The organism is Amycolatopsis thermalba, from assembly GCF_003385215.1.
GTDB classification, from domain to species: Bacteria; Actinomycetota; Actinomycetes; order Mycobacteriales; family Pseudonocardiaceae; genus Amycolatopsis_E; species Amycolatopsis_E thermalba.
Genome location: NZ_PQHW01000008.1, coordinates 100,205 through 123,607, shown reverse-complemented (window position 1 = coordinate 123,607; position 23,403 = coordinate 100,205). Strand labels below are relative to the sequence as shown.

28 protein-coding genes and 1 riboswitch are annotated in these 23,403 nt (G+C 72.8%); of the genes, 13 read left to right on the top strand and 15 right to left on the bottom strand.

Going from position 1 to position 23,403, the window contains the following annotated elements; translation table 11 throughout:
* The 3 genes from D0D15_RS05980 to D0D15_RS05970 all read right to left on the bottom strand — a co-directional run.
* Positions 1-1,393: serine/threonine protein kinase (locus D0D15_RS05980; protein ID WP_162830509.1), on the bottom strand; the 1,393-nt coding region annotated here is incomplete at its 3' end.
* A 23-nt stretch (positions 1,394-1,416) separates the two neighbouring features.
* Positions 1,417-1,623, bottom strand: a complete 207-nt coding sequence (locus D0D15_RS05975) for a cold-shock protein (protein WP_094005748.1) — start codon at positions 1,621-1,623, stop codon at positions 1,417-1,419.
* A gap of 94 nt (positions 1,624-1,717) precedes the next feature.
* Entirely contained in the window at positions 1,718-2,305 is a 588-nt protein-coding gene (locus tag D0D15_RS05970; protein WP_094005747.1) for an AIM24 family protein, read from the bottom strand.
* A gap of 70 nt (positions 2,306-2,375) precedes the next feature.
* Here D0D15_RS05970 and moeA point away from each other — a divergent pair, with 70 nt between their 5' ends.
* Positions 2,376-3,599: a molybdopterin molybdotransferase MoeA gene (gene moeA / locus D0D15_RS05965; protein ID WP_094005746.1), complete on the top strand. Its 1,224-nt coding sequence runs from the start codon at positions 2,376-2,378 to the stop codon at positions 3,597-3,599.
* Between the two features lie 53 nt (positions 3,600-3,652).
* On the opposite strand, the gene D0D15_RS05960 is transcribed toward moeA, so the two are convergent.
* Positions 3,653-3,862, bottom strand: a complete 210-nt coding sequence (locus tag D0D15_RS05960; protein ID WP_094005745.1) for a hypothetical protein — start codon at positions 3,860-3,862, stop codon at positions 3,653-3,655.
* A gap of 214 nt (positions 3,863-4,076) precedes the next feature.
* On the opposite strand from D0D15_RS05960, the gene D0D15_RS05955 reads away from it, so the two are divergent.
* The gene (locus D0D15_RS05955; RefSeq protein ID WP_094005744.1) at positions 4,077-4,796 is read left to right on the top strand and encodes a phosphatidylserine decarboxylase; all 720 of its coding nucleotides are present in this window, start codon (positions 4,077-4,079) and stop codon (positions 4,794-4,796) included.
* Positions 4,797-4,798: 2 nt separating this feature from the next.
* On the top strand, positions 4,799-5,749 hold the full coding sequence (locus tag D0D15_RS05950) for a CDP-alcohol phosphatidyltransferase family protein (RefSeq protein ID WP_094005743.1): 951 nt from the start codon (positions 4,799-4,801) through the stop codon (positions 5,747-5,749).
* Here D0D15_RS05950 and D0D15_RS05945 read toward each other — a convergent pair.
* The gene (locus tag D0D15_RS05945) at positions 5,746-6,357 is read right to left on the bottom strand and encodes a TetR/AcrR family transcriptional regulator (protein WP_094005742.1); all 612 of its coding nucleotides are present in this window, start codon (positions 6,355-6,357) and stop codon (positions 5,746-5,748) included. The two genes, D0D15_RS05950 and D0D15_RS05945, sit on opposite strands and share 4 nt — an antisense overlap.
* Before the next feature lie 47 nt (positions 6,358-6,404).
* Between D0D15_RS05945 and D0D15_RS05940 the strand changes: the two genes are divergently transcribed.
* Positions 6,405-7,004, top strand: a complete 600-nt coding sequence (locus D0D15_RS05940; RefSeq protein ID WP_094005741.1) for a nitroreductase family protein — start codon at positions 6,405-6,407, stop codon at positions 7,002-7,004.
* A 10-nt stretch (positions 7,005-7,014) separates the two neighbouring features.
* Here the strand turns inward: D0D15_RS05940 and D0D15_RS05935 are convergent, their stop codons facing one another.
* Positions 7,015-7,941 (bottom strand): zinc-binding dehydrogenase, encoded by a 927-nt coding sequence (locus D0D15_RS05935; protein ID WP_094005740.1) that lies wholly within the window; start codon positions 7,939-7,941, stop codon positions 7,015-7,017.
* Between D0D15_RS05935 and D0D15_RS05930 the strand changes: the two genes are divergently transcribed.
* Both D0D15_RS05930 and D0D15_RS05925 read left to right on the top strand, forming a co-directional pair.
* Complete coding sequence (locus tag D0D15_RS05930; RefSeq protein WP_233157285.1) at positions 7,918-8,337, top strand: hypothetical protein; 420 nt, start codon at positions 7,918-7,920, stop codon at positions 8,335-8,337. The two genes, D0D15_RS05935 and D0D15_RS05930, sit on opposite strands and share 24 nt — an antisense overlap.
* 4 nt (positions 8,338-8,341) lie before the next feature.
* Positions 8,342-10,546, top strand: a complete 2,205-nt coding sequence (locus tag D0D15_RS05925; protein ID WP_115944291.1) for an AAA family ATPase — start codon at positions 8,342-8,344, stop codon at positions 10,544-10,546.
* Between the two features lie 28 nt (positions 10,547-10,574).
* On the opposite strand, the gene D0D15_RS05920 is transcribed toward D0D15_RS05925, so the two are convergent.
* Both D0D15_RS05920 and D0D15_RS05915 read right to left on the bottom strand, forming a co-directional pair.
* On the bottom strand, positions 10,575-11,246 hold the full coding sequence (locus D0D15_RS05920; RefSeq protein ID WP_094005738.1) for a LytR C-terminal domain-containing protein: 672 nt from the start codon (positions 11,244-11,246) through the stop codon (positions 10,575-10,577).
* Positions 11,243-11,560, bottom strand: a complete 318-nt coding sequence (locus D0D15_RS05915; protein WP_094005737.1) for a DUF3263 domain-containing protein — start codon at positions 11,558-11,560, stop codon at positions 11,243-11,245. Before D0D15_RS05915 ends, D0D15_RS05920 begins: the two co-directional genes overlap by 4 nt.
* A gap of 128 nt (positions 11,561-11,688) precedes the next feature.
* Here D0D15_RS05915 and D0D15_RS05910 point away from each other — a divergent pair, with 128 nt between their 5' ends.
* The gene (locus D0D15_RS05910) at positions 11,689-12,243 is read left to right on the top strand and encodes a peptide deformylase (RefSeq protein WP_094005736.1); all 555 of its coding nucleotides are present in this window, start codon (positions 11,689-11,691) and stop codon (positions 12,241-12,243) included.
* A 148-nt stretch (positions 12,244-12,391) separates the two neighbouring features.
* Entirely contained in the window at positions 12,392-13,306 is a 915-nt protein-coding gene (locus D0D15_RS05905; protein ID WP_094005786.1) for a S1C family serine protease, read from the top strand.
* Here D0D15_RS05905 and D0D15_RS05900 read toward each other — a convergent pair.
* Positions 13,303-13,851, bottom strand: coding sequence for a Uma2 family endonuclease (locus tag D0D15_RS05900; protein ID WP_094005735.1), 549 nt, complete (start codon positions 13,849-13,851; stop codon positions 13,303-13,305). The two genes, D0D15_RS05905 and D0D15_RS05900, sit on opposite strands and share 4 nt — an antisense overlap.
* A gap of 64 nt (positions 13,852-13,915) precedes the next feature.
* Complete coding sequence (locus tag D0D15_RS05895; protein WP_094005734.1) at positions 13,916-14,638, bottom strand: alpha/beta fold hydrolase; 723 nt, start codon at positions 14,636-14,638, stop codon at positions 13,916-13,918.
* Between the two features lie 87 nt (positions 14,639-14,725).
* Between D0D15_RS05895 and D0D15_RS05890 the strand changes: the two genes are divergently transcribed.
* The 4 genes from D0D15_RS05890 (at position 14,726) to thiD (D0D15_RS05875) (ending at position 18,775) form a co-directional block, all read left to right on the top strand.
* Positions 14,726-15,280: a TetR/AcrR family transcriptional regulator gene (locus tag D0D15_RS05890; protein ID WP_094005733.1), complete on the top strand. Its 555-nt coding sequence runs from the start codon at positions 14,726-14,728 to the stop codon at positions 15,278-15,280.
* 177 nt (positions 15,281-15,457) lie between these two features.
* Complete coding sequence (gene thiC, locus D0D15_RS05885; protein ID WP_162830507.1) at positions 15,458-17,101, top strand: phosphomethylpyrimidine synthase ThiC; 1,644 nt, start codon at positions 15,458-15,460, stop codon at positions 17,099-17,101.
* Positions 17,101-17,916: a bifunctional hydroxymethylpyrimidine kinase/phosphomethylpyrimidine kinase gene (gene thiD, locus D0D15_RS05880; protein ID WP_094005732.1), complete on the top strand. Its 816-nt coding sequence runs from the start codon at positions 17,101-17,103 to the stop codon at positions 17,914-17,916. The genes thiC and thiD (D0D15_RS05880) overlap by 1 nt, the downstream gene beginning before the upstream one ends.
* A 25-nt stretch (positions 17,917-17,941) precedes the next feature.
* The gene (thiD, locus tag D0D15_RS05875) at positions 17,942-18,775 is read left to right on the top strand and encodes a bifunctional hydroxymethylpyrimidine kinase/phosphomethylpyrimidine kinase (RefSeq protein WP_094005731.1); all 834 of its coding nucleotides are present in this window, start codon (positions 17,942-17,944) and stop codon (positions 18,773-18,775) included.
* 101 nt (positions 18,776-18,876) lie between these two features.
* Here the strand turns inward: thiD (D0D15_RS05875) and D0D15_RS05870 are convergent, their stop codons facing one another.
* The 4 genes from D0D15_RS05870 to thiO all read right to left on the bottom strand — a co-directional run bounded on the left by D0D15_RS05870 (position 18,877) and on the right by thiO (position 21,466).
* On the bottom strand, positions 18,877-19,308 hold the full coding sequence (locus D0D15_RS05870; RefSeq protein ID WP_094005730.1) for a MarR family winged helix-turn-helix transcriptional regulator: 432 nt from the start codon (positions 19,306-19,308) through the stop codon (positions 18,877-18,879).
* A gap of 85 nt (positions 19,309-19,393) precedes the next feature.
* Positions 19,394-20,155 carry a thiazole synthase gene (thiG, locus tag D0D15_RS05865; RefSeq protein ID WP_094005784.1) on the bottom strand — a complete coding sequence of 254 codons (762 nt, stop codon included), beginning with the start codon at positions 20,153-20,155 and terminating at the stop codon, positions 19,394-19,396.
* A gap of 4 nt (positions 20,156-20,159) precedes the next feature.
* A complete protein-coding gene (gene thiS, locus D0D15_RS05860; RefSeq protein WP_094005729.1) occupies positions 20,160-20,360 on the bottom strand; it encodes a sulfur carrier protein ThiS in 201 nt (66 codons plus the stop codon).
* Complete coding sequence (gene thiO, locus D0D15_RS05855) at positions 20,360-21,466, bottom strand: glycine oxidase ThiO (protein ID WP_094005728.1); 1,107 nt, start codon at positions 21,464-21,466, stop codon at positions 20,360-20,362. Before thiO ends, thiS begins: the two co-directional genes overlap by 1 nt.
* A riboswitch (TPP riboswitch) is annotated at positions 21,462-21,570 on the bottom strand. (Overlaps the previous gene by 5 nt.)
* A 31-nt stretch (positions 21,571-21,601) precedes the next feature.
* Between thiO and thiE the strand changes: the two genes are divergently transcribed.
* Positions 21,602-22,258 (top strand): thiamine phosphate synthase, encoded by a 657-nt coding sequence (gene thiE / locus D0D15_RS05850; protein WP_094005727.1) that lies wholly within the window; start codon positions 21,602-21,604, stop codon positions 22,256-22,258.
* 140 nt (positions 22,259-22,398) lie between these two features.
* Here the strand turns inward: thiE and D0D15_RS36535 are convergent, their stop codons facing one another.
* A complete protein-coding gene (locus tag D0D15_RS36535) occupies positions 22,399-23,301 on the bottom strand; it encodes a hypothetical protein (protein WP_094005726.1) in 903 nt (300 codons plus the stop codon).
* Positions 23,302-23,403: the final 102 nt, after the last annotated feature.

Sequence of the window (23,403 nt, the reverse complement as noted above, 5' to 3'; positions counted from 1 at the left end):
GCTGGTGGGGTGGGCCGTAGGGGCCCGGCTGGGCGCCGTGTCCGGGCGCACCGGGGTGGGCGGGGTGACTGCCCTGGCCCGGCTGGTCCTGGTGACCGGGGTGGCTGCCCTGGCCCGGGTGGCCGCCGGAGCTCGGCTGGCCGAAGTTGCCGGGCTGGCCGGGCTGCCCTGGCTGACCGCCGTGGGCTGGCGGGCCGAAGTTGCCGGGCTGGCCGGGCTGATCGCCGGAGCCCGGCTGGCCGGGGTAGCCGCCATGGGCGGCGTCGGGCTGGGCGCCCGGACCGGGGACGCCCGGCGGGCCGAAGTTGCCGGGCTGGCCGGTGCCCTGCGGGCCGCGGTAGCCGCCTTGGGCGGCGTCGGGCTGACCGCCCGGACCGGGCTCGCCGGGCTGGCCGGCGCCCTGCGGGCCGGAGTAGCCGGCGCCGGGCTGCGCGCCCGGCGTGATACCGCCCGCGCCGGGGTGGCCGCCCGGCTGTCCCGCTGAGTACGGCTGCATCCCGGCCTCCCGGGTCGTCGGCTGGGGTGGTCCCGGCGGGGTGGTCGAGCCGGCGGCCGGGCCGAGGGACTTGCGGGCCGCGGTGATCAACTCGACGCAATTGTCGTAGCGGTCGGCCGGGTTCTTCGCCATGCCCTTGCGCACGACCTCGTCCACGGCGGAGGGCAGCCCGACCACCCCCGACACCGCGGGCGGCTCCACGGCCAGGTGTCCCTTGATGACCGTCGGCACGTCGCCGCTGAACGGGGGCTGCCCGGTGAGGCACGAGTACAGCACACAGGCCAGCGCGTACTGGTCGGTGCGCCCGTCCAGCGGTTCCCCGCGCAGGTGCTCCGGCGCGGCGTACGTCGGCGACCCCAGGAAGTCGCCACCGCGGGTGCGGTGTCCGGTCGCGCCGCGGCGGGTCAGCCCGAAGTCGGCGACGTAGACGTGCTCGCGCGCCGACTCCCGGCTGGTGACCAGCACGTTGGCCGGTTTGACGTCGAGGTGGACCAGGCCGCGCTCGTGCAGGCAGTCCAACGCGTCGGCGACCTGGTCGAGCAGCCTCAGCGTGCGGTCCGGGGAGATCGGCCCGTCCGCGATGAGACTGGCCAGATCGGCCCCGTCGACCAGGCGCATGGCGATGTAGAGCATCCCGTCGAGCTCACCGAAGTCGTACAACGGCACGACGTTCGCGTGATCCACGGCGGAGGTGTTGCGCGCCTCGTCCACGAACCGTTCGCGGAACTCGGCGTCGGCACCCAGGTGCTCGCCGATCACCTTCAAGGCCACCTTGCGACCAAGCCGCACGTCGGTGGCCTTGTACATGACGCTCATGCCACCCTTGCCGAGCACTCCGTCTATGCGGTAGTTGCCCAGCCGGCGACCGGTGAGGTCCCCCGACACATCGCCTGTCACACCGCGCAGCCTAGCCGCCGCGGCTACGACACCTTGCGGACGTCCGCTGCCTGCGTCCGGCCGTCCCGGCCCGACTCGATCTGGAACTCGACCTGATCGCCTTCGTCCAGGGTGCGGAATCCATCCGACTGGATGGCCGAGTAATGCACGAACACATCAGGCCCCTCGGGGGACGCGATGAAGCCGTAGCCTTTTTCGGAATTGAACCACTTGACCGTGCCAACAGCCACGGTTTCCTCCTTGCGAAAACCACCGGGAGCCGTGCCCGCCCGGCTCCCGAAGTGGAAGTCACGGTACCGGAGAAACGCGAAGGATCAATAAGATTCAGCGAGATTTCCGCGCTTGCACCAAAAGCGTTCCCGGTCCGGCGAAGTCGAGCATCAGCCCTTCGCCCGTCCGGATGGACTGCTGCCCCGAAGGGTCCAGCGCGCGCAGGCGGACCTGGACGCTGTCCGGATACGCCAGCAGGTGCCCCGGCCGCACCGAGATCAGCTCGCCCGCCGCGAGGTGGAACTGGTCCACCGGGCCGGCGCAGGCGAGCACGAGCGGGCCGGTTCCGCTGTAGTGCTCCAGGAACCCGTGCTCCGCGCCGAACATCGCCTGCAGCCCCGGCCACGAGTCGGCCCGCACCGACGCCGGGCGGGCGAGCACGGCGTGCCGCGCGACGCACCAGCCGGTGCGGCCGTCGAACTCCAGCGGGTAGACGTCACCGGCGCCGGGCGGCGCGAGGTCGAGCCAGCCGCCCTCCTTGGGCGCGGTGAACACCGATGGCGACCGGCGGCCGTTCGACGCTTCGGTGAGGCCGAAGCTGCTCGCGAACATCGACTCGCCCGGGGCCTGCACGGCCTCCCCGGGACCCAGGATCACTCGGGCGACGCCGAACGCGGGCGTGTGCCGGGTGCGGACCTGCATGCCTCCCCCTTGCGGATCAACGAGCGGGGGAAGTGTTGCACGGCCACCCCCGCGAGGCAGGATGGTCCGCGTGATTTCCGTCGACACCTACCGCGCGGCCGTCGTCGAGCTGCTCGGCACCGCCCCGCCGAAGGCGCTCCCGCTGGCCGAGTGCGCCGGGCTGGTGCTGGCCGAGGACGTGCCCGCGGGCGTTTCGCTGCCGCCGTTCGACAACTCGGCGATGGACGGCTACGCGGTGCGCGCGGTCGACGTCGCCTCGGCCACCGCCGCCACGCCGGTCGAGCTGCCGGTCGCCGAGGACATCCCGGCCGGGCGCACCGACGTGCCGCCGCTGCTGCCGGGCACCGCGCACCGGATCATGACCGGCGCGCCGATGCCGCCGGGCGCGGACGCCGTGGTGAAGGTCGAGGACACCGACGGCGGCACGGAGAAGGTGTCGATCCGCGAACCGGCCCCGGTGGGCACGCACCTGCGGCGCACCGGTGAGGACGTGGCGGCGGGCACGATCGCGCTGCACGCCGGCACCGTGCTCGGGCCGGCGCAGCTCGGGCTGGCCGCCGCGGTCGGCCTGGACCGGCTGACCGTGCACGCGCCGCTGCGGGTGCTCGTGGTGTCCACCGGTTCGGAGCTGGTGACCCCGCCCCAGGAGCTGCGGCACGGGCAGATCTACGAGTCGAACAGCATCATGCTGGCCGCCGGGATCCGCGCGCTGGGCTGCGCGGTCGAGGTGGTGCGCAGCGTGGTGGACGACGTCGCCGAGTTCCGCGCGGTCATCGAGCCGCGGCTGGCGGAGACCGACCTGGTGGTCACCTCCGGCGGGGTCAGCGCGGGCGCCTACGAGGTGGTGAAGGACTCGCTGACCGGCGCCGGCGTCGAGTTCGTCAAGGTCGCGATGCAGCCGGGCGGGCCGCAGGGCAACGGCCGCTGGCACGGGGTGCCGGTGGTGACCCTGCCCGGCAACCCGGTCAGCGTGCTCGTGTCGTTCGAGGTGTTCCTGCGCCCGGCGATCCTGACCGCGCTCGGCCACCGCCAGGTCGACCGGTCGCGGGTGCGGGCGCGGCTGACCGAGGCCCTGCGCTCGCCCGCCGGGCGGCGCCAGTTCCGCCGCGGGTTCTACTCGCACCACGACGGCGAGGTGACCGGCGAGGTCGGTCCGCGCGGCGGCCCCGGATCGCACCTGCTGGCCGCGTTCGCGCAGGCCAACTGCCTGATCGAGTTGCCGGAGGACGTGGTGGACGCGCCGGAGGGCAGCGAGGTGGACGTCCTGCTCCTGCCAACGCGTGACTTCTTGTAACAGTTGGCCTACGACTCGTTACTCATTCGCTTGCCGAAGCTAAGATTCAGCCCTTACGGCACCAGCCCGTCGTGCCGGGCCGCTGGGCCGTCGGGGGGTTCAGCGGCTCGGCGCGACGCATCGAGGGCTCGCGCGCAGCGCACCAGGGCCACCGCGGTTTCGGTCGACACCAGCCGGGGTATCGGGACACTGTTCACGTCGTCGCGCCAGGCCTGGAACAGCTCGGAAAGGCGCTCTTCGCGGATGCGCTCCGGGGCCGACATGACGGTTCCTCTCTGCTGTTACTACGGTCTGCATCGGGCGTCGCCACGAAGTGTTAGCAGCGCCTGACCCGAGTGGGGGGCCGTTTGGCGGGACGCGGAACGGTCCACGCAGACCTGGCGGTAGCGTGGATACCCGGATCGGCGAACCGCCACGCCTGGCCAGGCGTCACGGACCGGTCACACGTTGGACACGAATCACCGGGACACCGCTTCGATGAGCAGCACTGCGCCGGACAAGGCGAGCAATCCGATCACCCATGCCCTGAACCTCGCGCGCGAGACACTGCCGCCGATGCACCCCGCCGGGCGGCCGTTCGTCGCCGGCGGGGTCGCGGCCACGCTGCTGCTGCGCCGGGCCTGGAAGCCGCTGGGCGCCGTCGGCGCGCTGGCGACCCTGGCCACCGCGGCGTTCTTCCGCGAGCCGAAGCGCGTGCCGCCGGAGCGGGACGACCTCGTCCTCGCCGCGGCCGACGGCATCGTCTCGCTGATCGAGGAGGCCACCCCGCCCGCGGAGCTGGGCCTGCCCGCCGAACCGCGGATGCGGGTCAGCGTGTTCCTGTCGGTCTTCGACGTGCACGTGCAGCGCGTGCCGGCCACCGGGGTGGTCGAGCGCGTGGCCTACCGGCCGGGCAAGTTCCTGTCCGCCGACCTGGACAAGGCCAGCGACGACAACGAGCGCAACTCGGTGCTGCTGCGCACCGAGGCCGGGCACGAGCTGGTGGTCGTGCAGATCGCCGGCCTAGTCGCGCGCCGGATCCTGTGCCAGGTCGCCGACGGGGAGAAGGTCCGGGCCGGTGACACCTACGGGCTGATCCGGTTCGGCTCGCGGGTGGACATCTACCTGCCGCCGGGCAGCGAGGTGCTGGTGCGCAAGGGCCAGCGGACGATCGGCGGCGAGACGCCCCTGGCCGCGCTGCCGGAGCGAGGAGCCTGATCATGGTCCGGGTGATGACACCGTCGGTGCGGCTGCTGCCGAACGCGATCACGGTCCTCGCGCTGTGCGCGGGCCTGTCCGCCGCGCAGTTCGCGCTCAACCGGCAGTTCGTGCTGGCGATCGGCGCGATCGGCGTCGCGGCCGTCCTGGACAGCCTGGACGGCCGGATCGCCCGCCTGCTCGACGCGACGTCGAAGATGGGCGCGGAGCTGGACTCGCTGTCCGACGCGATCTCCTTCGGTGTCTCCCCGGCCCTCGTGCTCTACATCTGGTTCGGCGACACGTCCGGCATCGGCTGGATCGTGTCGCTGACCTTCGCCGTGTGCATCGTGCTGCGGCTGGCCCGGTTCAACACGCTGCTGGACGTGGAGAAACCGCCGTACGCGAAGGAGTTCTTCGTCGGCGTGCCCGCGCCCGCGGGTGGCCTGTGCGCGCTGATGCCGGTGATCCTGACGCTGGAGTTCGGCGACGGCTGGTGGTCGTCGGCGCCGGTCGTCTACGTGTGGACGGTGGCGATCGCGCTGCTGCTGATCAGCCGGCTGCCGACGCTGTCGCTGAAGTCGGTCAAGGTCCCGGCGAAGGCGGCCGCGCCGCTGCTGGTGGGGGTCGGCCTCGCGGCAGCGGCGATCATCCAGTACCCGCTGATCGCGCTGGCCGTCGCGCTGCTGCTGTACCTGGCGCACATCCCGTATGCGATCCGGCGCTACCAGTGGCTGGCCAGCCACCCCGAGGCGTGGGGCGTGCCGCTGCGCGAGCGGCGGGCGATCCGGCGCAGCACGAGCCGCCTGCGCCTGCGGCGGCCGCGGATCCGGGTGGCAGGCAACCAGCGGCTGTCCGTGCGCCGGACGCAGGACCACGTGGTGCGCGGGGTGCGCACCTACCCGGCGGAGAGCCAGGACCGCGCGCGCCGCCGCAGCTGGCGTCGCATCGGCCTGCGCCAGCGCAACCGCTAACGCAGGCCCTTGATGAACAGGTCGAGCTGGTAGCGGAAGTCCTGCAAGCAGTCGATCCCGGCGAGCGCGGGCATCGCCCGGTGCAGGTTCGGGTGCCGCTGCGGGGTGACGGTCCGGCGGAACCACTCGACGGCGGGCTCCTCCCGTTCCGCGGCCAGCCCACCGGCGCCGACGAGCACCGCGCCGAACACCATCCCGATCAGCGACCGGTACCCGCGGGCCGCGTGGTGCTCGTCGAGCCCGGCGTCCAGCAGCGCTTCGAGGATGGCGTCCATCAGCCGGACGGCACCCTCGGACAGCGGGTTGGCCTGCTCGGCGGTCATCGCGCGGACGACGGCCGGATGCCGGTTGAGCGTCTCGAACGCGCCCAGCCCGAGCGCACGCAGCCGCTCGTCCCACGGCAGCTCCGGGTCCGGTAGCTCGACCTGCTCGAACACCCGCGCCGCGACGCCGTCCAGCAGGTCCTGCTTGTTCGCGACGTGGTTGTAGAGCGACATCGCCTCCACGCCCAGCTCGGCCGCGAGCTTGCGCATGGACAGGCCGCTCAGGCCGTTCTCCCCGACCAGCCGCAACGCGGCGTCGAGCACCTTCTCCCGCGTCAGCGCCATGACTTACAGTGTAAGTACTTACAGTGTAAGTCTCTGGGAGGATTCAGATGGACGCGGACACGTTGCTGACCACCACCCGCTCGGTGCGGCGCAAGCTGGACCTCGATCGGCCGGTCGAGCCGGAGGTGATCACCGAGTGCCTGCGGATCGCGATGCAGGCGCCGATCGCCGGCAACCAGCTGAGCGCGATCCGCTGGCTCGTGGTCCGCGCCCCGGAGCTGAAGGCCCGCATCGCCGAGCCGATCCGCGAGGTCGGCCAGGCCGCCCAGCGCGAGTACGGGCACTTGGTCGCGCCGCGCTCGCTGGAGTCGGCGAAGTTCCTGCTGGACAACATCCACCGCGTCCCGGCGCTGGTGCTGGCCTGCCTGGCCGGGCGCCCGACCGGCGGCAACGGCGAGCTGACCGGGTTCTACGGCTCGATCTACCCGGCGATCTGGAGCTTCCAGCTCGCGCTGCGCGCCCGCGGCCTGGGCAGCACGATCACCGGCTACCACCTGTTCGGCCACGAGGAGGAGGTCGCGCGGGTGGTCGGCATCCCGGAGGACTTCACGCAGGTCGCGTTGCTGCCGGTCGCCTACACCACGCAGCGGGACTTCCGGCCGGCCGCGCGGCCACCGGTCGAGGACATCACCTTCCTCGACCGGTAGGGCTCGCGCGTCAGCTGATCTCGAGCACGGCCTTCCCGCGCAGGCGGCGGCCGAGCAGCGCCGCGGTCGCCTCGGCGTGGCGGGACCAGTCGCCACGCCAGGTGATCCCGGCGTCGAGACGGCCCGCGGCGACCTCGGCGGCCAGCCAGGTCAGGTCCTCGCGCACGTCCGCCCGCGGGTCGGCGAGCAGGAAGAACGTGCTGATCGACCGGTCGTGGCGGCCCTCGGTGGCCACGAACGCGCCGACCGGGAACACGACGTCCTGCCCCGCGGAGTGCCCGACGCTCACCAGCGTCCCGCCGGGCCGCAGTGCGTTGAACGCGGCCACCATCTGCTCGCCCTCCACGTTGTCGAGCACGCCGTGGACGCGCCGGCTCACCTCGGCCGGGTGCTTGATCACCTCACGCGCACCGAGCGCTTCGAGCACGCTCACCTGCGCGGGATCCGCGCTGACCGCCACGACCTCGGCGCCGGCCCGTGCGGCGAGCTGGACGGCGAAGCGGCCGACCCCACCGGACGCGCCGGTGATCATGATCCGGCGCCTCAGGGTCTGCCCGAACCGCCGCAGGACGTGCAGCGCGGCGACGGGAACGGTGCTGATCGCGCCGCCGTCCGCCGCCTCCGGCACGGTGCCCATCGTCGCGGTCGGCACGGCTCGCAACTCCGCCCAGGCACCGGCCAGCCCCAGGGTGATCACGCGGGTTCCGGGGGCCGGGCCGGAGCCGTCGGCGGCCGCCCGCACCACCACGCCCGTCGCGTCCCAGCCCGGCACGCTCCCCGCGGGCACCTGGGCGGTGTCCACCATGAACGCCTCGCCGTAGTTGAGCGAGACGGCCTCGACCCGGACCAGGGCCTCGTCCGGCGCCGGCACCGGATCGGGCACCTCGGCGAGTTCCAGGTGTGACGACGACGAGTGGTCGACGACCAGCGCACGCATGTTCTCTCCTTCGCAGCGATCTCGCCGCCCCTCGGCGTGCTCGCCGAGCGGCCGCCGTCCGGCCCGCTGCTCGGCGTCCTGAAGGACGCGTTTCTCACCGCCATCGGCCGGATGGACGACTACTGGTACCGGCAGTTCCTGCCGACGGTCCGGCTGACCGAGGGCTGCGCCGCGCTGCACGCCCACGCGCTGCGGTACTGCGCCGAGGTCAAGACCGAGATCATCCGCGTCCTCGGCGTCCCGCCCGGACTGGAACAGCGCCTGCTGGTCGAGGTCGTGATCGGGGCGTGGAACTGCGCGCTGGCCGAGTGGAGCCCGTCCGGCGAGCGCGACCTGCTGCCGGTCCTCGTCGATCGGGCGTTCGCCGCCATCCCGGCCGCGCTCGCCCTAGAGTGAGGGCGTGAGCGCGCCCCAGATCACGCTGACCATCCGGCACACGCCGTCCGCCCTCGACACCCGGCGCGGCATCGTCCGCCTGCACCCGGAGGTCCTCGACGCGCTCGGCCTGCGCGCCTGGGACGCCGTGCACCTCACCGGCGCCCGGGTGAGCGCCGCGCTCGCCGCGCCCGGCGACGCGAGCGGCACCCCCGGGGTGGTCTACGCCGACGACGTGACGCTGTCCAACCTCGGCGTCACCGAGGGCTCGGAGGTCGTCGTCGCGCCGGCGGACGTCTCGCAGGCCCGCTCGGTGACCGTCGCCGGGTCGCGGCTGGCCAGCGCGTCGGTGTCGCCGAACACGCTGCGGCTCGCGCTGACCGGGAAGGTCCTCACGGTCGGCGACGCGGTGTCGCTCCTCCCGCAGGACCTCGCGCCCGCGCCCGGCTCGGACGTGACGACCGTGCGCGGCCAGCTGTCCCGGGCGATCGGCGCCGGCTGGACCACCGAGCTGCTCACCGTCACCGCGACCGAACCCGGCGGGCCGGTCGTGATCAGCCCGTCCACGGTGGTCAGCTGGCGGGACGGCGCACGCGCCACCGCGCCCGCGGCCCCGGCCGCCCCGCAGGCGGCACCCGAGGTGATCGCCGAGCCGGAGGAGCCCGCCCCGCCGCTGGCCGACCTGTGCGGGGCGCACGACCAGGCCCGCACGCTCGCCGAGTGGGTCGATCTGACCTTCCGCCGCCCCGAGCTGCTCGCCCGGCTAGGCACGTCGGCCCGGCTCGGCGTGCTGCTCTCCGGCGCGGAGGGCGTCGGCAAGACGACGCTCGTGCGGTCGGTCGCCGCGGCCGAGAAACTCCGCCTGGTCACGCTGGCCGCGCCGTCGATCGCCGTGCTGGAGCCGAACTCGATCGCCACCCGGCTGCGCGAGGCGATCGACCAGGCCGCCGCGGGCGGTCCGGCGGGGCTGCTGATCACCGACATCGACACGCTGCTCCCGGCGACGCAGCCGCCGCCCGTCGCCACGGTGGTGCTGGACGAGCTGCGCGGCGCGCTGACCCGGCCGGACCTCGCGGTCGTCGCCACCACGGCCCGCCCCGAGGCGTGCGATCCGCGGCTGCGGGCGGCCGACCTGCTCGACCGCGAGCTCGCGATCCCCCAGCCGGACGCCCGGGTCCGCACCGAACTGCTGCGCGTGCTGCTGCGGGACGTGCCGCTGGAATCCACTGTGGACTTCGGTGAGATCGCCGACCGCACACCGGGTTTCGTGGCCGCGGACCTGCTGGCGCTGCGCCGGGACGCCGCGGTACGGGCCGCGCTGCGGCAGCGGGAGGCCGCGGAGCCGCACATCTCGCAGCAGGACCTGCTGGACGCGCTGCAGTCCGTCCGTCCGATCTCGATGTCCACTTCGGACAGCCTGGCGACCGGCGGGCTGACGCTGGACGAAGTCGGCGACATGACCGAGGTCAAGCAGTCGCTGACGGAGGCCGTCCTGTGGCCGCTGCGGTACCCGGATTCGTTCTCGCGGCTGGGCATCGCGCCGCCGCGCGGGGTGCTGCTGTACGGGCCGCCGGGTGGTGGCAAGACGTTCCTGGTGCGGGCGCTGGCCGGCACCGGCGCGCTGAACGTGTTCGTGGTCAAGGGCGCCGAGCTGCTGGACAAGTGGGTCGGTGAGTCCGAGCGAGCGGTGCGGGAGCTGTTCCGCAAGGCCGCCGACGCTGCGCCGTCGCTGGTGTTCCTGGACGAGATCGACGCGCTGGCGCCGCGCCGCGGGCAGTCCGGGGATTCGGGGGTGTCGGACCGGGTGGTGGCCGCGCTGCTGACCGAGCTGGACGGGGTCGAGCCGATGCGCGACGTGGTGGTGCTCGGCGCGACCAACCGGCCCGAGCTGGTCGACCCGGGCCTGCTGCGGCCCGGGCGGCTGGAGCGCCTGGTGTACGTGCCGCCGCCGGACGCCGAAGCGCGAGCCGACATCCTGCGCGCCACGGGCCGGCACACGCCGCTGGCGTCCGATGTGGACCTGGACGCGATCGCGGCCACTTTGGACGGCTACTCGGCGGCGGACTGCGCGGCGCTGATCCGCGAGGCGGCGCTCACGGCGATGCGCGAGTCGCTGGAGGCCGCCGAGGTGACGGCGGCGCACCTGGAGACCGCGCGGAAGACGGTGCGGCCGTCGCTGGACCCGGCGCAGCTCGCGGCACTGGAGGCCTACGCGAAGAACCGCGCCTGAGGCGCCGGCCGCCCTTCCGCACCCGGCGTCAGGAACCCTTGACCTGCGAACCCTTGTAGTCGTTGGTCACGATCACGATGACACCCGGGCTCGCGTCCTGGATGCCCTTGAACCGCGGCTCGACCTTCATCCCGAACGCGGCGGCCAGCGACCGCGCCGCCGTCTCTTCGTCCGTGCCGGGCGTGTAGTACGCCGTGGTCGTCGGGATGATGCCGTGCGGGTAGTTGCCCACCTCGACCACGTTCCAGCCGTTGGCCTTCAGCTCGTCGGCGGCGCGGGCGGCGAGTCCGTGGATGGTGCTGTTGTTGTAGACGCGCACGGGCACCCACTTGGCCGCGGTCTGGTCGGCAGGCACGCCGCCGTCACCCGCGCCCGGGGTTCCCGCGGTGCCGCCCGGCTGGGTCGCCGTGCCACCGGGCGCGCCCGGGGCGACGGTGTCCGTCGGCTGCCCGGGCGGCGGCGTCTCCGACGTCGGCGAGGCCGGGACCGACGGCGGCGGCTCGGTGGGGCTCGCGCCGGTGGTCTCGGTCGGCGCGGTCGTCCCCCCGGTGGCCGTGGGGCTCGGCGCCGCGGTCTGGCCGTTGTCCCCGTCGCCGTTCAGCGCGGTGATGCCGCCGATCACGACCGCCACGAGGGCGACGCCGATCAGCACCACACCGGCCAGGCGCAGCGGGCGGGACAGGCCCTGCAGGAAGTTCATCGCGCCTCGATCCCCAGTCGGCGGGCGACCCGTTTGCGCTGCCGCGCGGTGCGCATCTTGCGCAGCCGCTTGACCAGCATCGGGTCGGCGGCCATCGCTTCCTCTTTGTCGAGGAGCTGGTTGAGCAGCTGGTAGTAGCGGGTGGGCGAGAGGCCGAACTCCTCGCGGACGGCCTGCTCCTTCGCGCCCGCGTAGCGCCACCACTGGCGTTCGAACGCCAGCACCTTGAGCTCGCGGGGCGTGAGCCCGCCCTCGTCGCCGGTGGGCTCGGGCGACGGCCGGTCGCCCTCGGCCATCGACTCCGCGGCGTCCATCTGACTCCTCAACTCGCAAACCACACGGTTGTGATCCCGCGGGCGTCATTCAACCACGGGTCGAGGGTCCGGTTGTGGGATCACGGCCCGGCGCGTCACGGCTCGTCCGCTGGGTACGATCGCGGATTGTGACCATCCACCCGATCCGGATCGCCGGCGACCCGGTGCTGCACAACCCCACCCGCGAGGTGGAGAAGTTCGACGACGAGCTGCGCACCCTCACCGACGACATGTTCGAGACCATGTACGCCGCCGAAGGGGTGGGGCTGGCGGCCAACCAGATCGGCGTCGACCTGCGCGTCTTCGTCTACGACTGCCCCGACGACCAGGGCGTCCGGCACAAGGGCCTGGTGGTCAACCCGCGGCTGGAGACCTCCGAGATCCCGGAGACCATGCCCGACCCGGACGACGACTGGGAGGGTTGCCTGTCCGCGCCCGGGGAGTCGTATCCCACCGGGCGCGCGAGCTGGGCCAAGGTCACCGGCTTCGACCTGGACGGCAACCCGATCGAGGTCGAGGGCACCGGCTACTTCGCGCGCTGCCTGCAGCACGAGACCGACCACCTGAACGGCTACCTCTACCTGGACCGGCTGGTCGGCCGCCACGCGCGGGACGCCAAGCGCATGCTCAAGCGCAACAAGTGGGGCGTGCCCGGGCTGTCCTGGCTGCCCGGCTCGGAGTGAGCTTTCGCCCTCGGTGAACGGGGCGCTTTTCCACGTGCCCGCGAGCGCACACTGGAAAAGCGCAGCAGCCGCGCAGCGGCTTCCATCAGGGGTGGTGGCCGGGCTGACGGGTGGGCGTAACCGTGTAATCGCAGGGGTGGTGGTCGTGGTGGATGACACCGATGCCCTGGACGCCTACTCACGCGCGGTGAGCACGGTGGCCGCCGAGGTGACCCCGCACGTGGCGAGCGTGCGGCTGTCCCGGGGCAGCGGTTCAGCGGTCGTGTTCGCCGACGACGGCCACCTGGTGACCAACGCCCACGTGGTCGGCGACGGCTCGCACGGCACGGCGACGTACGCCGACGGCACCGAGGCGCGGTTCACGGTGGTCGGCGCGGATCCGCTGTCGGACCTGGCCGTGCTGCGCGCGTCGGAGGCGCCACCCGCGGCCCGGCTCGGGGACGCGGACAAGCTGGTCGTCGGGCAGCTGGTGGTGGCGATCGGCAGCCCGCTCGGGCTGGCCGGGTCGGTGACCGCCGGGGTGGTCAGCGCGCTGGGCCGGTCGCTGCCGGTGCGCACGCGCAGCGCCGGGCGGGTGATCGAGAACGTGATCCAGACCGACGCGGCCCTGAACCCGGGCAACTCGGGCGGTGCGCTGGCCGATTCGGCGGGCCGGGTGGTGGGGGTCAACACGGCGGTCGCCGGGTTCGGGCTGGGGCTGGCCGTGCCGGTCAACGAGACCACCCGGCGGATCATCGACACGCTGCTGGTGGAGGGCCGGGTGCGGCGGGCGTACCTCGGGCTGGTCGGGGTGCCGGCGCCGCTGCCGGACGAGGTCGCCGAGCACACCGGGCAGCGCGCCGGGCTGCGGATCGCCGAGGTGGTGCGCGGCGGACCGGCCGAGCGGGCGGGGCTGCGGCCGGGCGATCTGGTGCTGACGGTGGGGCGGTCGCGGATCACGGACGCGCAGGACATCCAGCGGCAGCTGTTCGCCGAGGTGATCGGCACGCGGCTGGCCATCACGGTGCTGCGGAACGGCGCGATGGTCGACGTGTTCGCGACACCGAGCGAGCTGGTGAGCTAAAAGGCCGCGGTCGCGAGCACGAGATCGAACGGCGCGGGCAGGCGGATCTCCTCGCCGAACGAGACCTGCTCCGAGCGGCGGTAGTGCCCGTCGACGGGATCCGAGAACAGGGTGACCGACGGTTTCGGCTCCGCGTAGCGGTCGATCAGGAGGTAGAGGGGCACCGGCGCTTGCGCGTAGGCCCACAGCTTCTCGACGCGATCCGTGCGGGCGTTGCCCTGGGAGACGATCTCCACCACCAGTTCCGCGGCCTCCGCCGGAACGGGCACGTTGTCCGGGCGCGACAGCTCCCGCTCGGGTACCACCACCAAGTCGGGCAGGTAGAGCCGGCTCGCGCCCCGGATGGCGATGCCGAGCGTCTGCAGGATGGCCCGGTCCTCCGGCACCGCTCTCGCGAAGGCACGATGGATCGACGCAGCGATTCTGCTGTGCCCGTTGTCGACGGGCGGCGTCAAGCGCACCCCTGCCGCGGTGATCTCCGCCCGCCAGCCCTCGGGCACGTCGAGGTTCTGCCACTCGCGAAGCCGGGTATCCCAGTTGCTCACGTGCCGCAGCCTAGAAGTGCGTTTTCCGTGGTCAACCGCGGTCCGGCGCTCCAGTCCGCGGCCCTCAGGCGAGCTTCAGCAGCAGCTCCGCGAGCTCTCCGGGCGCCGTGATCATGCAGTCGTGGCCGGTGGGCAGCTCCCAGACCTCCGCGGGCGTTCCGTTGGGCTGCACGGCGGGCACCGGGCGCCGCTCGAAGCCCTCGGGCTTGATCGTGCAGTGGATGTGCGTGCGCGGGATCCGCCGCGCCGCCGGGTTGTCCAGCCGCACCGGTTGCTGCAGGCAGCGCACCGGCTGGTCGGACAGCATCGTGCGCAGCCACGCCACGTCGGCCGGGTCGGTCACGCCGAACAGACCCGCAGGTGGTGGCAGCTCAGGCATCGGCGGGACCCGCCAGCCGCTCTCGGACGCCAGCGCCGCCTCGATCAGCCCCTGGGAGACGGGGAGGACGTCCGCCGCGGATTCGCCGTGCTCGGGGACCATCGCGTCGAGGTAGACCAGCCGCGCGATCCGGTCCGGCACCTCGTTGGCCGCCGAGGAGATGACCAGCCCGGCGTAGCTGTGCCCCACGAGCACCACGTCGGTGAGGCCCTCCGCGCGGATCAGCCGGACGACGTCGCCGACGTGCGTGTCCAGGCCGACCTCCGGCCCGGCCAGGTGCACCGTCTCGCCGTAGCCGGTCAGCGTCGGCGCGAGCACCCGGTGCCCGGCCGCCTCCAGCAGCGGCACCACCCGTGCCCAGGCCTGTCCGGTGTGCCACGCGCCGTGCACCAGCAGATACGTCGTCATCAGCCCTCCAACCAAAACGGGACACTGTCCCACTTACGATACGGGACACTGTCCCGCTTAGCCATCACCGGGTGCGACAATGGGCTGGTGGACGACAGCGCACCCAAGCGAGCCGACGCGCGGCGCAACCAGAAGGCGCTGCTCGACGCGGCCGCCGCGGTCTTCGTCGCGTCCGGGGTGGAGGCGCCGATCCGCGACATCGCGGCCAAGGCCGGCGTCGGGACCGCCACCATCTACCGCCACTTCCCCACGCGCGCGGACCTGATCGTCGCCGTCTACCGGCACCAGGTCGAGGCCCTCGCCGAAGCCGGCCCCGAGCTGCTCGCCTCCAGCACCACCCCGTACGACGCCCTCGCGAAGTGGCTCGACCAGTTCGTCGACTTCGTGATCACCAAACAGGGCCTCGCCGCGGTGCTGCAGTCCGACGATCCCTGCTACGACCCGCTGCACTCCTACTTCCTGGACCGGCTCGTCCCCGTCTGCACCCAGCTGCTCGACGCCGCCGCCGGGGAGATCCACGACGGCCTGGACGCCTATGAACTCCTGCGCGGCATCGGCGGCCTCTGCGCGGGCGCGAGCCGGAAGCACCCCTACGACACGCGCCGCCTGGTCGGCTTCCTCGTCGCCGGTCTGCGGGTGTGACACCGCCGTCGCGGGGTTGAGGTCTGCGGTCCCGCATGGCATGGTCGGACGGACAACCGAACAACGCGGGAGCTCGCGCCTTGGCGGGCTGAGAGGGCGGCTGGTGTCCGTTGGGACCCGGCGCCGCCGACCGCCGAACCTGACCGGGTAATGCCGGCGTAGGGAGTGAATTTTCGCGTGACGACGCTGGAAAACGGCAAGACCGTCGCACCGACCGTGACCACCGGGCCGATCACCGGTTCCCGCAAGGTCTACCACCACACCGAGAACGGGCTGAAGGTCCCGGCCCGCCGCATCGAGCTGACGAACGGCGACCACTTCGACGTCTACGACACCTCCGGCCCGTACACCGACCCGAACGCCCCGATCGACGTCCACAATGGACTCTTTCCGCTCCGGTCCGGCTGGCTGGACGGCCGCGAGCACAACACCCAGCTGGGCTTCGCGAAGGCCGGCGTGATCACCCGGGAGATGGAGTTCGTCGCGGCCCGGGAGCGGGTGAGCCCCGAGTTCGTGCGCGACGAGGTCGCCGCGGGCCGCGCGGTGATCCCGGCGAACCGGCGGCACCCGGAGAGCGAACCCATGATCATCGGGAAGAACTTCCTGGTGAAGGTCAACGCGAACATGGGCAACTCGGCCGTGTGGTCCTCGGTCGAGGAGGAGGTCGACAAGATGGTGTGGGCGACCCGCTGGGGCGCCGACACGATCATGGACCTGTCCACCGGCAAGCGCATCCACGAAACCCGCGAGTGGATCCTGCGCAACTCCCCCGTCCCGGTCGGCACGGTGCCCATCTACCAGGCGCTGGAGAAGGTCGACGGCGATCCGGCGAAGCTGTCCTGGGAGGTCTACCGGGACACCGTGATCGAGCAGTGCGAGCAGGGCGTGGACTACATGACCGTGCACGCCGGGGTGCTGCTGCGCTACATCCCGCTGACCGCGAACCGGGTCACCGGCATCGTCTCGCGCGGCGGGTCGATCATGGCCGCGTGGTGCCTGGCGCACCACAAGGAGTCGTTCCTCTACACGCACTTCGCGGAGCTGTGCGAGATCCTGCGCGCCTACGACGTCACCTTCTCCCTCGGTGACGGCCTGCGCCCGGGCTCGATCGCGGACGCCAACGACCGCGCCCAGTTCGCGGAGCTGGAGACGCTCGGCGAGCTGACGCACATCGCGCGCGAGCACGACGTCCAGGTGATGATCGAGGGCCCCGGCCACGTGCCGATGCACAAGATCAAGGAGAACGTGGAGCTGGAGGAACGGCTCTGCGGCGAGGCCCCGTTCTACACGCTCGGTCCACTCACGACGGACATCGCGCCGGCCTACGACCACATCACCTCGGCCATCGGGGCGGCGCAGATCGGCTGGTACGGCACCGCGATGCTGTGCTACGTCACGCCGAAGGAGCACCTGGGCCTGCCCAACCGCGACGACGTGAAGGCCGGGGTGATCGCGTACAAGATCGCCGCGCACGCCGCGGATCTCGCCAAGGGCCACCAGTACGCCCAGGAGTGGGACGACGAGCTGTCCAAGGCCCGGTTCGAGTTCCGCTGGACCGACCAGTTCAACCTCTCGCTCGACCCGGACACCGCGCGCTCCTACCACGACGAGACCCTGCCCGCGGAGCCGGCCAAGACCGCGCACTTCTGCTCGATGTGCGGGCCGAAGTTCTGCTCGATGCGGATCACCCAGGACGTGCGCAAGTACGCCGAGGAGCACGGGCTGTCCACTGTGGATGCCATCGAGGCCGGGATGCAGGAGAAGTCGGCCGAGTTCCAGCAGGGCGGCAAGCAGGTCTACCTCCCGGTGGTCCAGCCGTAATGAGCGTCACCCCGAAGACCGCGCTGACCATCGCCGGGAGCGATTCCGGCGGTGGCGCGGGGATCCAGGCGGACCTGCGCACGTTCTTCGCCTGCGGGGTGCACGGGATGACCGCGGTCACCGCGGTCACGGTGCAGAACTCGCTGGGCGTGCAGGGGTTCACCGAGATCCCGCCGGACGTGGTGTCGGCGCAGATCAAGGCGGTCGCCGGCGACATGGGCGTGGACGCGGCCAAGACCGGCATGCTCGCCACGGCGGAGATCATCGGCGAGGTCGCCAAGACGCTCGACGAGGTCCACATCGGACGCGCGACGAACGTGCCGTTCGTGGTCGACCCGGTCGCGGCCTCGATGCACGGGGATTCCCTGCTGCGCGAGGAGGCCCTGGCGGCCATCCGCACGGAGCTGTTCCCCCGCGCGACGCTGGTGACGCCGAACCTCGACGAGGTCCGGTTGCTCACCGGCGTGGAGGTCACCGACCGGGCCAGCCAGCGCGACGCGGCGCGGGCGCTGCTGGCGCTGGGGCCGATGTGGGTGCTGGTCAAGGGCGGGCACCTCTACGACGACCCGGAGTGCGTCGACCTGCTCTCCGACGGCGTGCAGTTCATCGAGCTGTCCGCGCGCCGGATCGACACGAAACACACCCACGGCGGCGGCGACACGCTGGCGTCGTCGATCACCGCGTTCCTCGCCAAGGGCCTGGGCGTGCCGGACGCGGTGGACGAGGGCAAGCGGTTCATCGAGCGGTGCGTCGCCGAGGCGTACCCGCTGGGCGAGGGCGTCGGGCCGGTGTCCCCGTTCTGGCGGCTCGCTTGATCGACGGGTTTGCGACACTGGAGGCATGAGCCAGAACGCGAGTCCGCCTGCCGCCCTGACCATCGCCGGATCCGACTCCGGTGGTGCGGCGGGGTTGCAGGCGGACCTGCGCACGTTCCTGACCTGTGGGGTGCACGGACTGGTCGCGGTGACGGCGGTGACCGTGCAGAACACCCTCGGCGTGCACGACCGGTCGGACATCCCGGCGCGGATCGTGGCCGGGCAGATCGAGGCCGTCGCCGCCGACATGGGCATGCAGGCGGCGAAGACCGGCATGCTCGCCTCGGCGGAGATCATCGAGGCGGTCGCGCGGGCGTGTGACCGGGCGGAGATCGGCCGGGACACGAAGGTGCCGTTCGTGGTCGACCCGGTGGCCGCGTCGATGCACGGGCACCCGCTGTTCGACGCGGCCGGGCTGGCCGCGCTGCGCGATCTGCTGCTGCCGCGGGCCGCGGTGATCACGCCCAACCTCGACGAGGTGCGCCTGCTGACCGGGCTCGAGGTGACCGACCGCGCCGGCATGCACGACGCGGCGGTGGCCCTGAAGGAGCTGGGCCCGAAGTACGTGCTGGTCAAGAGCGGTCACCTGACCACTGATCCGGAATGCGTGGACCTGCTCTACGACGGCCGCTCGTTCGTCGAGCTGCCCGGGCCGCGGTTCGCCACGCCGCACACGCACGGCGCCGGGGACGCGATGGCGTCGGCGCTGACCGCCGGCCTGGCGCGGGGCATGTCGGTGCCGGAGGCGGCGCGGTTCGGGAAGTGGTTCGTCAGCAACGCGGTGGCGAACTCCTACCCGATGGGCGCGAAGGTCGGCCCGGTGTCGGCGTTCTGGCGGCTGGCGCCGGAGAACCGCTGACCCGCGAGTCCCACGCTCCCGCACGCGAGTCCCACGCTCCCGCACGCGAGTCCCACGCTCCCGCACGCGAGTTCCACGCTCGTGGCCAGGGCGCCGGTCCGTCAGCTTTCGTCGCCGGCCAGCAGTGCCTCCAGCGCCGGCAGCGCCTGGCCGAGCGCGGCCTGGTGCTCCGGCGACAGCCGGTCGATCCGCTTCTGCAGCTCGTGCACCCGCGTGGACCGCAGGTCGAGCAGCATGCGCTCGCCCGACGGGGTGGCCGTCGCGAGCCAGGCGCGGCGGTCGATCGGGTCGGGCTCGCGGCTGGCCCAGCCCGCGTCGACCAGCGAGGCGACGATCCGCGACATCGTCGCGGCCGCCACGCCCTCCTTCGCCGCCAGGTCACCGAGCCGCATCGGTCCGAAGGCGACCAGCGTCGACAGCGCGGAAATGGAGCCGTGGCCGGGACCGGGTGTGCCGGCCTGCCGCAGCGACCGGGACAGCCGGCCGACGGCAAGGAACAACCGCCCAGCGACATCCTCGGTTGACTCAACCACTCTCGAGCTCCTTCGCCTCGCCGACCGCTCGGGTGCGGTAAACCATACGTGCTCGCCGCGGTAAACCGAGGTGAAGGCGGTCAATTCAGCGCGGCGGGCTGGACGCCTGCGCCCAGAACCGCTGCGGGATCCGCCCCGCCTGCCGCGCCAGCCGCCCGGCGACCACCGCCGAGCGCATCGCGTACGCCATCCGCTCCGGGTCCTGCGCGCGGGTGACGGCCGTGGCCAGCAGCACCGCGTCGCAGCCCAGCTCCATCGCCAGCGCCGCGTCGGAGGCCGTGCCGATCCCCGCGTCGAGGATGATCGGCACGCCGGCGCGGGACACGATCAGTTCGATGTTGTGCGGGTTGCGGATGCCGAGGCCGGTGCCGATCGGCGCGCCCAGCGGCATCACCGCCGCGCACCCGGCCTCCTCCAGGCGCAGCGCGAGCACCGGGTCGTCGTTGGTGTAGGCGAACACGGTGAACCCGTCGGCGACGAGCTGCTCGGCCGCGTCGAGGGTTTCCACCGGGTCGGGCAGCAGGGTCCGGTCGTCGGCGTGCACCTCGAGCTTGATCAGGTCGGTCTCCAGCGCCTCGCGCGCCAGCCGTGCGGTGAGCACCGCCTCGGCGGCGCTGCGGCAGCCCGCGGTGTTCGGCAGGAGCCGGATGCCCAGGCGCCGCACCAGGTCCAGGACACCGGAACCGCCCTCGGCGTCCGCGCGGCGCAGCGCGACCGTCGTCAGCTCGGTGCCGGACGCGACGAGCGCCCGTTCCAGCACGGACAGGTTCGCCGCGCCACCGGTTCCGATGATCAGCCGTGAGCCGAGCTTGTGCTCGCCGATCACGAGCTGGTCGCCGTCGAACATGACCTCACCCACCTTGCACCGCCGTCAGGATCTCCAGCCGCGCCCCCGGGGGCACGGCCGTGGCCGCCCACTCGCCGCGCCGCACGACCTCGCCGTTGAGCGCGACCGCCACCCCGCGCTCGGGCGCGTCGATCGCCTTGAGCACGTCGGTCACCGTCGCGTCGTCGGGGACCTCCCGCCAGTCCCCGTTGACCTGCACTTCCATCAGACCCCTCCTGTTCCGAGCCGGGCCGGGTCCGCCGCGAGCGCCTCCTCGGGCGGTTTCTCCCCGGCCAGGCGAGCCACGACGGCGTCGGCGGTCGCCGGCGCCATGAGCAGACCGTTGCGGTGGTGACCGGTGGCGGCGAGGACACCGTCGCCGAGGTCACCGATGAACGGGAGCGTGTCGGTGCTGGCCGCGCGCAGCCCGGCCGCGGTCTCGACCAGCTCGTACTCGTCGATGCTGGGGAAGATCCGCTCGGCGCCCTCCAGCAGCTCGCGCACGCCGCGCGCGCTCACGGTGTCGTCGAAACCGGCCTCGTACTGGGTCGCGCCGAGGACGAGTTCGCCGTCCGCGCGCGGCACCAGGTACACCGGCCGCCCCTCGACGACCGCGCGCACCGTGCGCGTGGGAGGTGGCAGGCTCGTGCGCCGCGCACGCAGGCGGAGGATCTCGCCCTTGAGCGGACGGACACTTCGCGCGAGCAGCGGGTGGAGCCGCGCGCTGTGGGCGCCCGCGGCGATCACGACCACGTCGCAGTGGACCTCGCAATGGGCCGTGCGGACACGGCCGGGTTCGACGGCCTGCGCGGCGTCTCCGGTGAACTCCGCGCCGCGCCGGAGTGCGGCGGCTTCCAGGGCGCGGAGCAGCTTGCGGTTGTCGACCGCCAGGTCACCGGGCACGAGCAGGCCGCCGCGGACTGCGCCCAGGCCCGGTTCGAGCGAGCGCAGCCGTCGGCCGGTGACCTGCTCGACGTCGCGGCCGACCGACCGCAGGTAGCCGGCGACGATGTCCAGCTGGTCGGCGTCGGCGCGGTCCAGCGCCACGACGAGCGTGCCCGCGGTGGACAGCCCCGGGTCGCCACCGTCGTGCGCAAGCGCTTGCGCGAACGCCGGCCAGCGCTTCAGGGACTCCTCGCCGAGTGCGAGGGACTCTTCTTCGCCGGGCCAGGCCTCGGTGACCGGGGCCAGCATGCCGCCGGCGACCCAGGACGCGCCGCGGCCCGGCGTGGGGTCGACGACGGTGACGCGGTGCCCGGCCGCGGCGGCGCGCCAGGCCACGGACAGGCCGATGACCCCGCCGCCGACGACGGCCACGTGCTGGTTGCTCATGAGGAATCACGCTCCCTGCGCCGGCATGATCCGGATCAGGTTCCACGGTCGGAGCGCTGACAGCTCCCTCTCAGCCCGTGGCTCGGGCTCCCGTGCGGACACCCCCACCCTAACGTGCGAGATAGGGTTCGGGCCATGCCAGGGCTCAGTGGTGACGAGATCAGGAAGCGCCTCGACGCGGCGCGGCTCTACCTGTGCACGGGAGACCGGCCGGATCTGGCGGAGTTCGCCGATGCCGCGCTGGCCGGCGGGGTGGACATCATCCAGCTGCGGGACAAGCGGGACGGGGCGCCGCTGGAGGCCCGTCAGGAGCTGGCCGCGCTGGAGATCCTGGCCGAGGCGTGCGCGCGGCACGGGGCGCTGCTGGCGGTGAACGACCGGGCGGACATCGCGGCGGCTGTCGATGCGGACGTGCTGCACCTGGGCCAGGACGACCTGCCGGTCCCCCTGGCGCGGCGCGTGATCGGCGAGGAGCCGGTGGTCGGCCGCTCGACGCACGACCTTCCACAGGCCCAGGCGGCGGCTGTGGAAGAAGGTGTGGACTACTTCTGCACCGGCCCCTGCTGGCCGACGCCGACGAAGCCGGGCCGCCCGGCGCCCGGCCTGGAGCTGGTGCGTGACACCGCCGCGCTCGGCACCCCGCGGCCGTGGTTCGCCATCGGCGGTATCGACGCGGAGCGGCTGCCGGAGGTGCTCGCGGCGGGCTCGTCACGCATCGTGGTCGTGCGTGCGATCACCGAAGCCGACGACCCGGCGGCGGCAGCCCGCGCACTGCGGGCACAGCTGGACTGACCTGGACGCGCAACCGCGCGGCACACCGCGGCCGAGCGTCCTCGGCTGCTTCCTGGGCCCGGAGCCGGCCCAGTCGTTCCTGCCCCCACGAAAAGGGCCCTTCGCGAAAACTCGCGAAGGGCCCTTCTCCGTCTCGGCTCTTACGGGCTGCTCGGCGCCGTCGTGGCGGTCTCGGACGCCTGCGACGGGGTCTCCTGCACGCTGGTGCTCGGCGTGGTCGTCACCGGCGATTGCGTCTCTTCGGCGCTGGAGGACGTCGTGGGCGCGCTGCTGCGGGTGCTCGCCGGCGCCTGCTCGTCCGCGGAGGAGCTCTCCGTCACCGTCGAGACCTGCGGGGTCGTCTTCTCGGCGGGGCCGCTGCCGCCGACCACCCGGCCCAGCGTCGTGCCGTTCCCGCCGGACACCGTGCTGCCGGTCGCCGCCTCGAAGCCGGTGATCGCCAGCATCCCGACCACGAACGCGACGACGCTGGTGGCCGCCGCGAGCGTCCACCGGCTCTTCCACCAGGGCTTCTTCCCGGCCGGCGGCGCCGCTTCGGCCGCGGGCGGGTCCACCGGCTTCGGGATGAACACCGTCTTCTCGCCACCCCGGGAACCACCCTGCCCGGCGATCGGCATCCGGCGCGTCGTGCCCGACAGCGGCGGCGTGATCGGGTGGATGACCCGGGTCCGCTGCACGTCGGTGAGCTGGGCCGCCGGTCTGGCGACCGTCGTCCCGTTCTGCTGCTGGTGCCTGATCAACGGGTGCGTCGAACGCGGTGCGACGGCGGGTGGGACCACCTTGGTCTGCTGCCGGGTCTCGGCCACGGCCAGCAGCTCGGCGGTCTTGCGCGCCGCCTGCCGCGTACGCCGCAGCGACCGCAGGTAGACCTCGCCGCCCACGGTCGTCACGATGCTCGCGACACCGGCGCCGATGACCGTCCCCGCCACGCCCAGGGTGGAGCCCAGGAAGGCAGCCGTCACCGCGGCCAGCGCCGACGCCACCACCTGCGCCGGAGACAGCCCGGTCTTCTTCTCGCCGCTTGCTTCCTTCTCCTCGGTCATGATCGCGGTGTGTTCGCTCTCCCTCTCGTGTTAACCCCATCGTGTCCAACGTGTTTGTCGATTGAGATGCTCCCAGCGTTGCCGGAAGGTGACGCAGGACAC

Excerpts from the sequence above, each read along its gene's own strand:
- thiG (WP_094005784.1), bottom strand. The coding sequence starts at position 20,155 with ATGTTCGACGGCGACCAGCTCGTGATCGGCGAGCACAAGCTCGGCTCA.
- D0D15_RS05940 (WP_094005741.1), top strand. The coding sequence starts at position 6,405 with ATGGACGCGGACACGTTGCTGACCACCACCCGCTCGGTGCGGCGCAAG.
- D0D15_RS05920 (WP_094005738.1), bottom strand. The coding sequence starts at position 11,246 with ATGAACTTCCTGCAGGGCCTGTCCCGCCCGCTGCGCCTGGCCGGTGTG.
- thiE (WP_094005727.1), top strand. The coding sequence starts at position 21,602 with ATGCCAGGGCTCAGTGGTGACGAGATCAGGAAGCGCCTCGACGCGGCG.
- D0D15_RS05935 (WP_094005740.1), bottom strand. The coding sequence starts at position 7,941 with ATGCGTGCGCTGGTCGTCGACCACTCGTCGTCGTCACACCTGGAACTC.
- D0D15_RS36535 (WP_094005726.1), bottom strand. The coding sequence starts at position 23,301 with ATGACCGAGGAGAAGGAAGCAAGCGGCGAGAAGAAGACCGGGCTGTCT.
- D0D15_RS05915 (WP_094005737.1), bottom strand. The coding sequence starts at position 11,560 with ATGGACGCCGCGGAGTCGATGGCCGAGGGCGACCGGCCGTCGCCCGAG.
- D0D15_RS05945 (WP_094005742.1), bottom strand. The coding sequence starts at position 6,357 with ATGGCGCTGACGCGGGAGAAGGTGCTCGACGCCGCGTTGCGGCTGGTC.
- thiD (WP_094005731.1), top strand. The coding sequence starts at position 17,942 with ATGAGCCAGAACGCGAGTCCGCCTGCCGCCCTGACCATCGCCGGATCC.
- D0D15_RS05955 (WP_094005744.1), top strand. The coding sequence starts at position 4,077 with ATGAGCAGCACTGCGCCGGACAAGGCGAGCAATCCGATCACCCATGCC.
- thiS (WP_094005729.1), bottom strand. The coding sequence starts at position 20,360 with ATGGAAGTGCAGGTCAACGGGGACTGGCGGGAGGTCCCCGACGACGCG.
- thiD (WP_094005732.1), top strand. The coding sequence starts at position 17,101 with ATGAGCGTCACCCCGAAGACCGCGCTGACCATCGCCGGGAGCGATTCC.
- thiO (WP_094005728.1), bottom strand. The coding sequence starts at position 21,466 with ATGAGCAACCAGCACGTGGCCGTCGTCGGCGGCGGGGTCATCGGCCTG.
- D0D15_RS05960 (WP_094005745.1), bottom strand. The coding sequence starts at position 3,862 with ATGTCGGCCCCGGAGCGCATCCGCGAAGAGCGCCTTTCCGAGCTGTTC.
- D0D15_RS05950 (WP_094005743.1), top strand. The coding sequence starts at position 4,799 with ATGGTCCGGGTGATGACACCGTCGGTGCGGCTGCTGCCGAACGCGATC.
- D0D15_RS05895 (WP_094005734.1), bottom strand. The coding sequence starts at position 14,638 with ATGACGACGTATCTGCTGGTGCACGGCGCGTGGCACACCGGACAGGCC.
- D0D15_RS05970 (WP_094005747.1), bottom strand. The coding sequence starts at position 2,305 with ATGCAGGTCCGCACCCGGCACACGCCCGCGTTCGGCGTCGCCCGAGTG.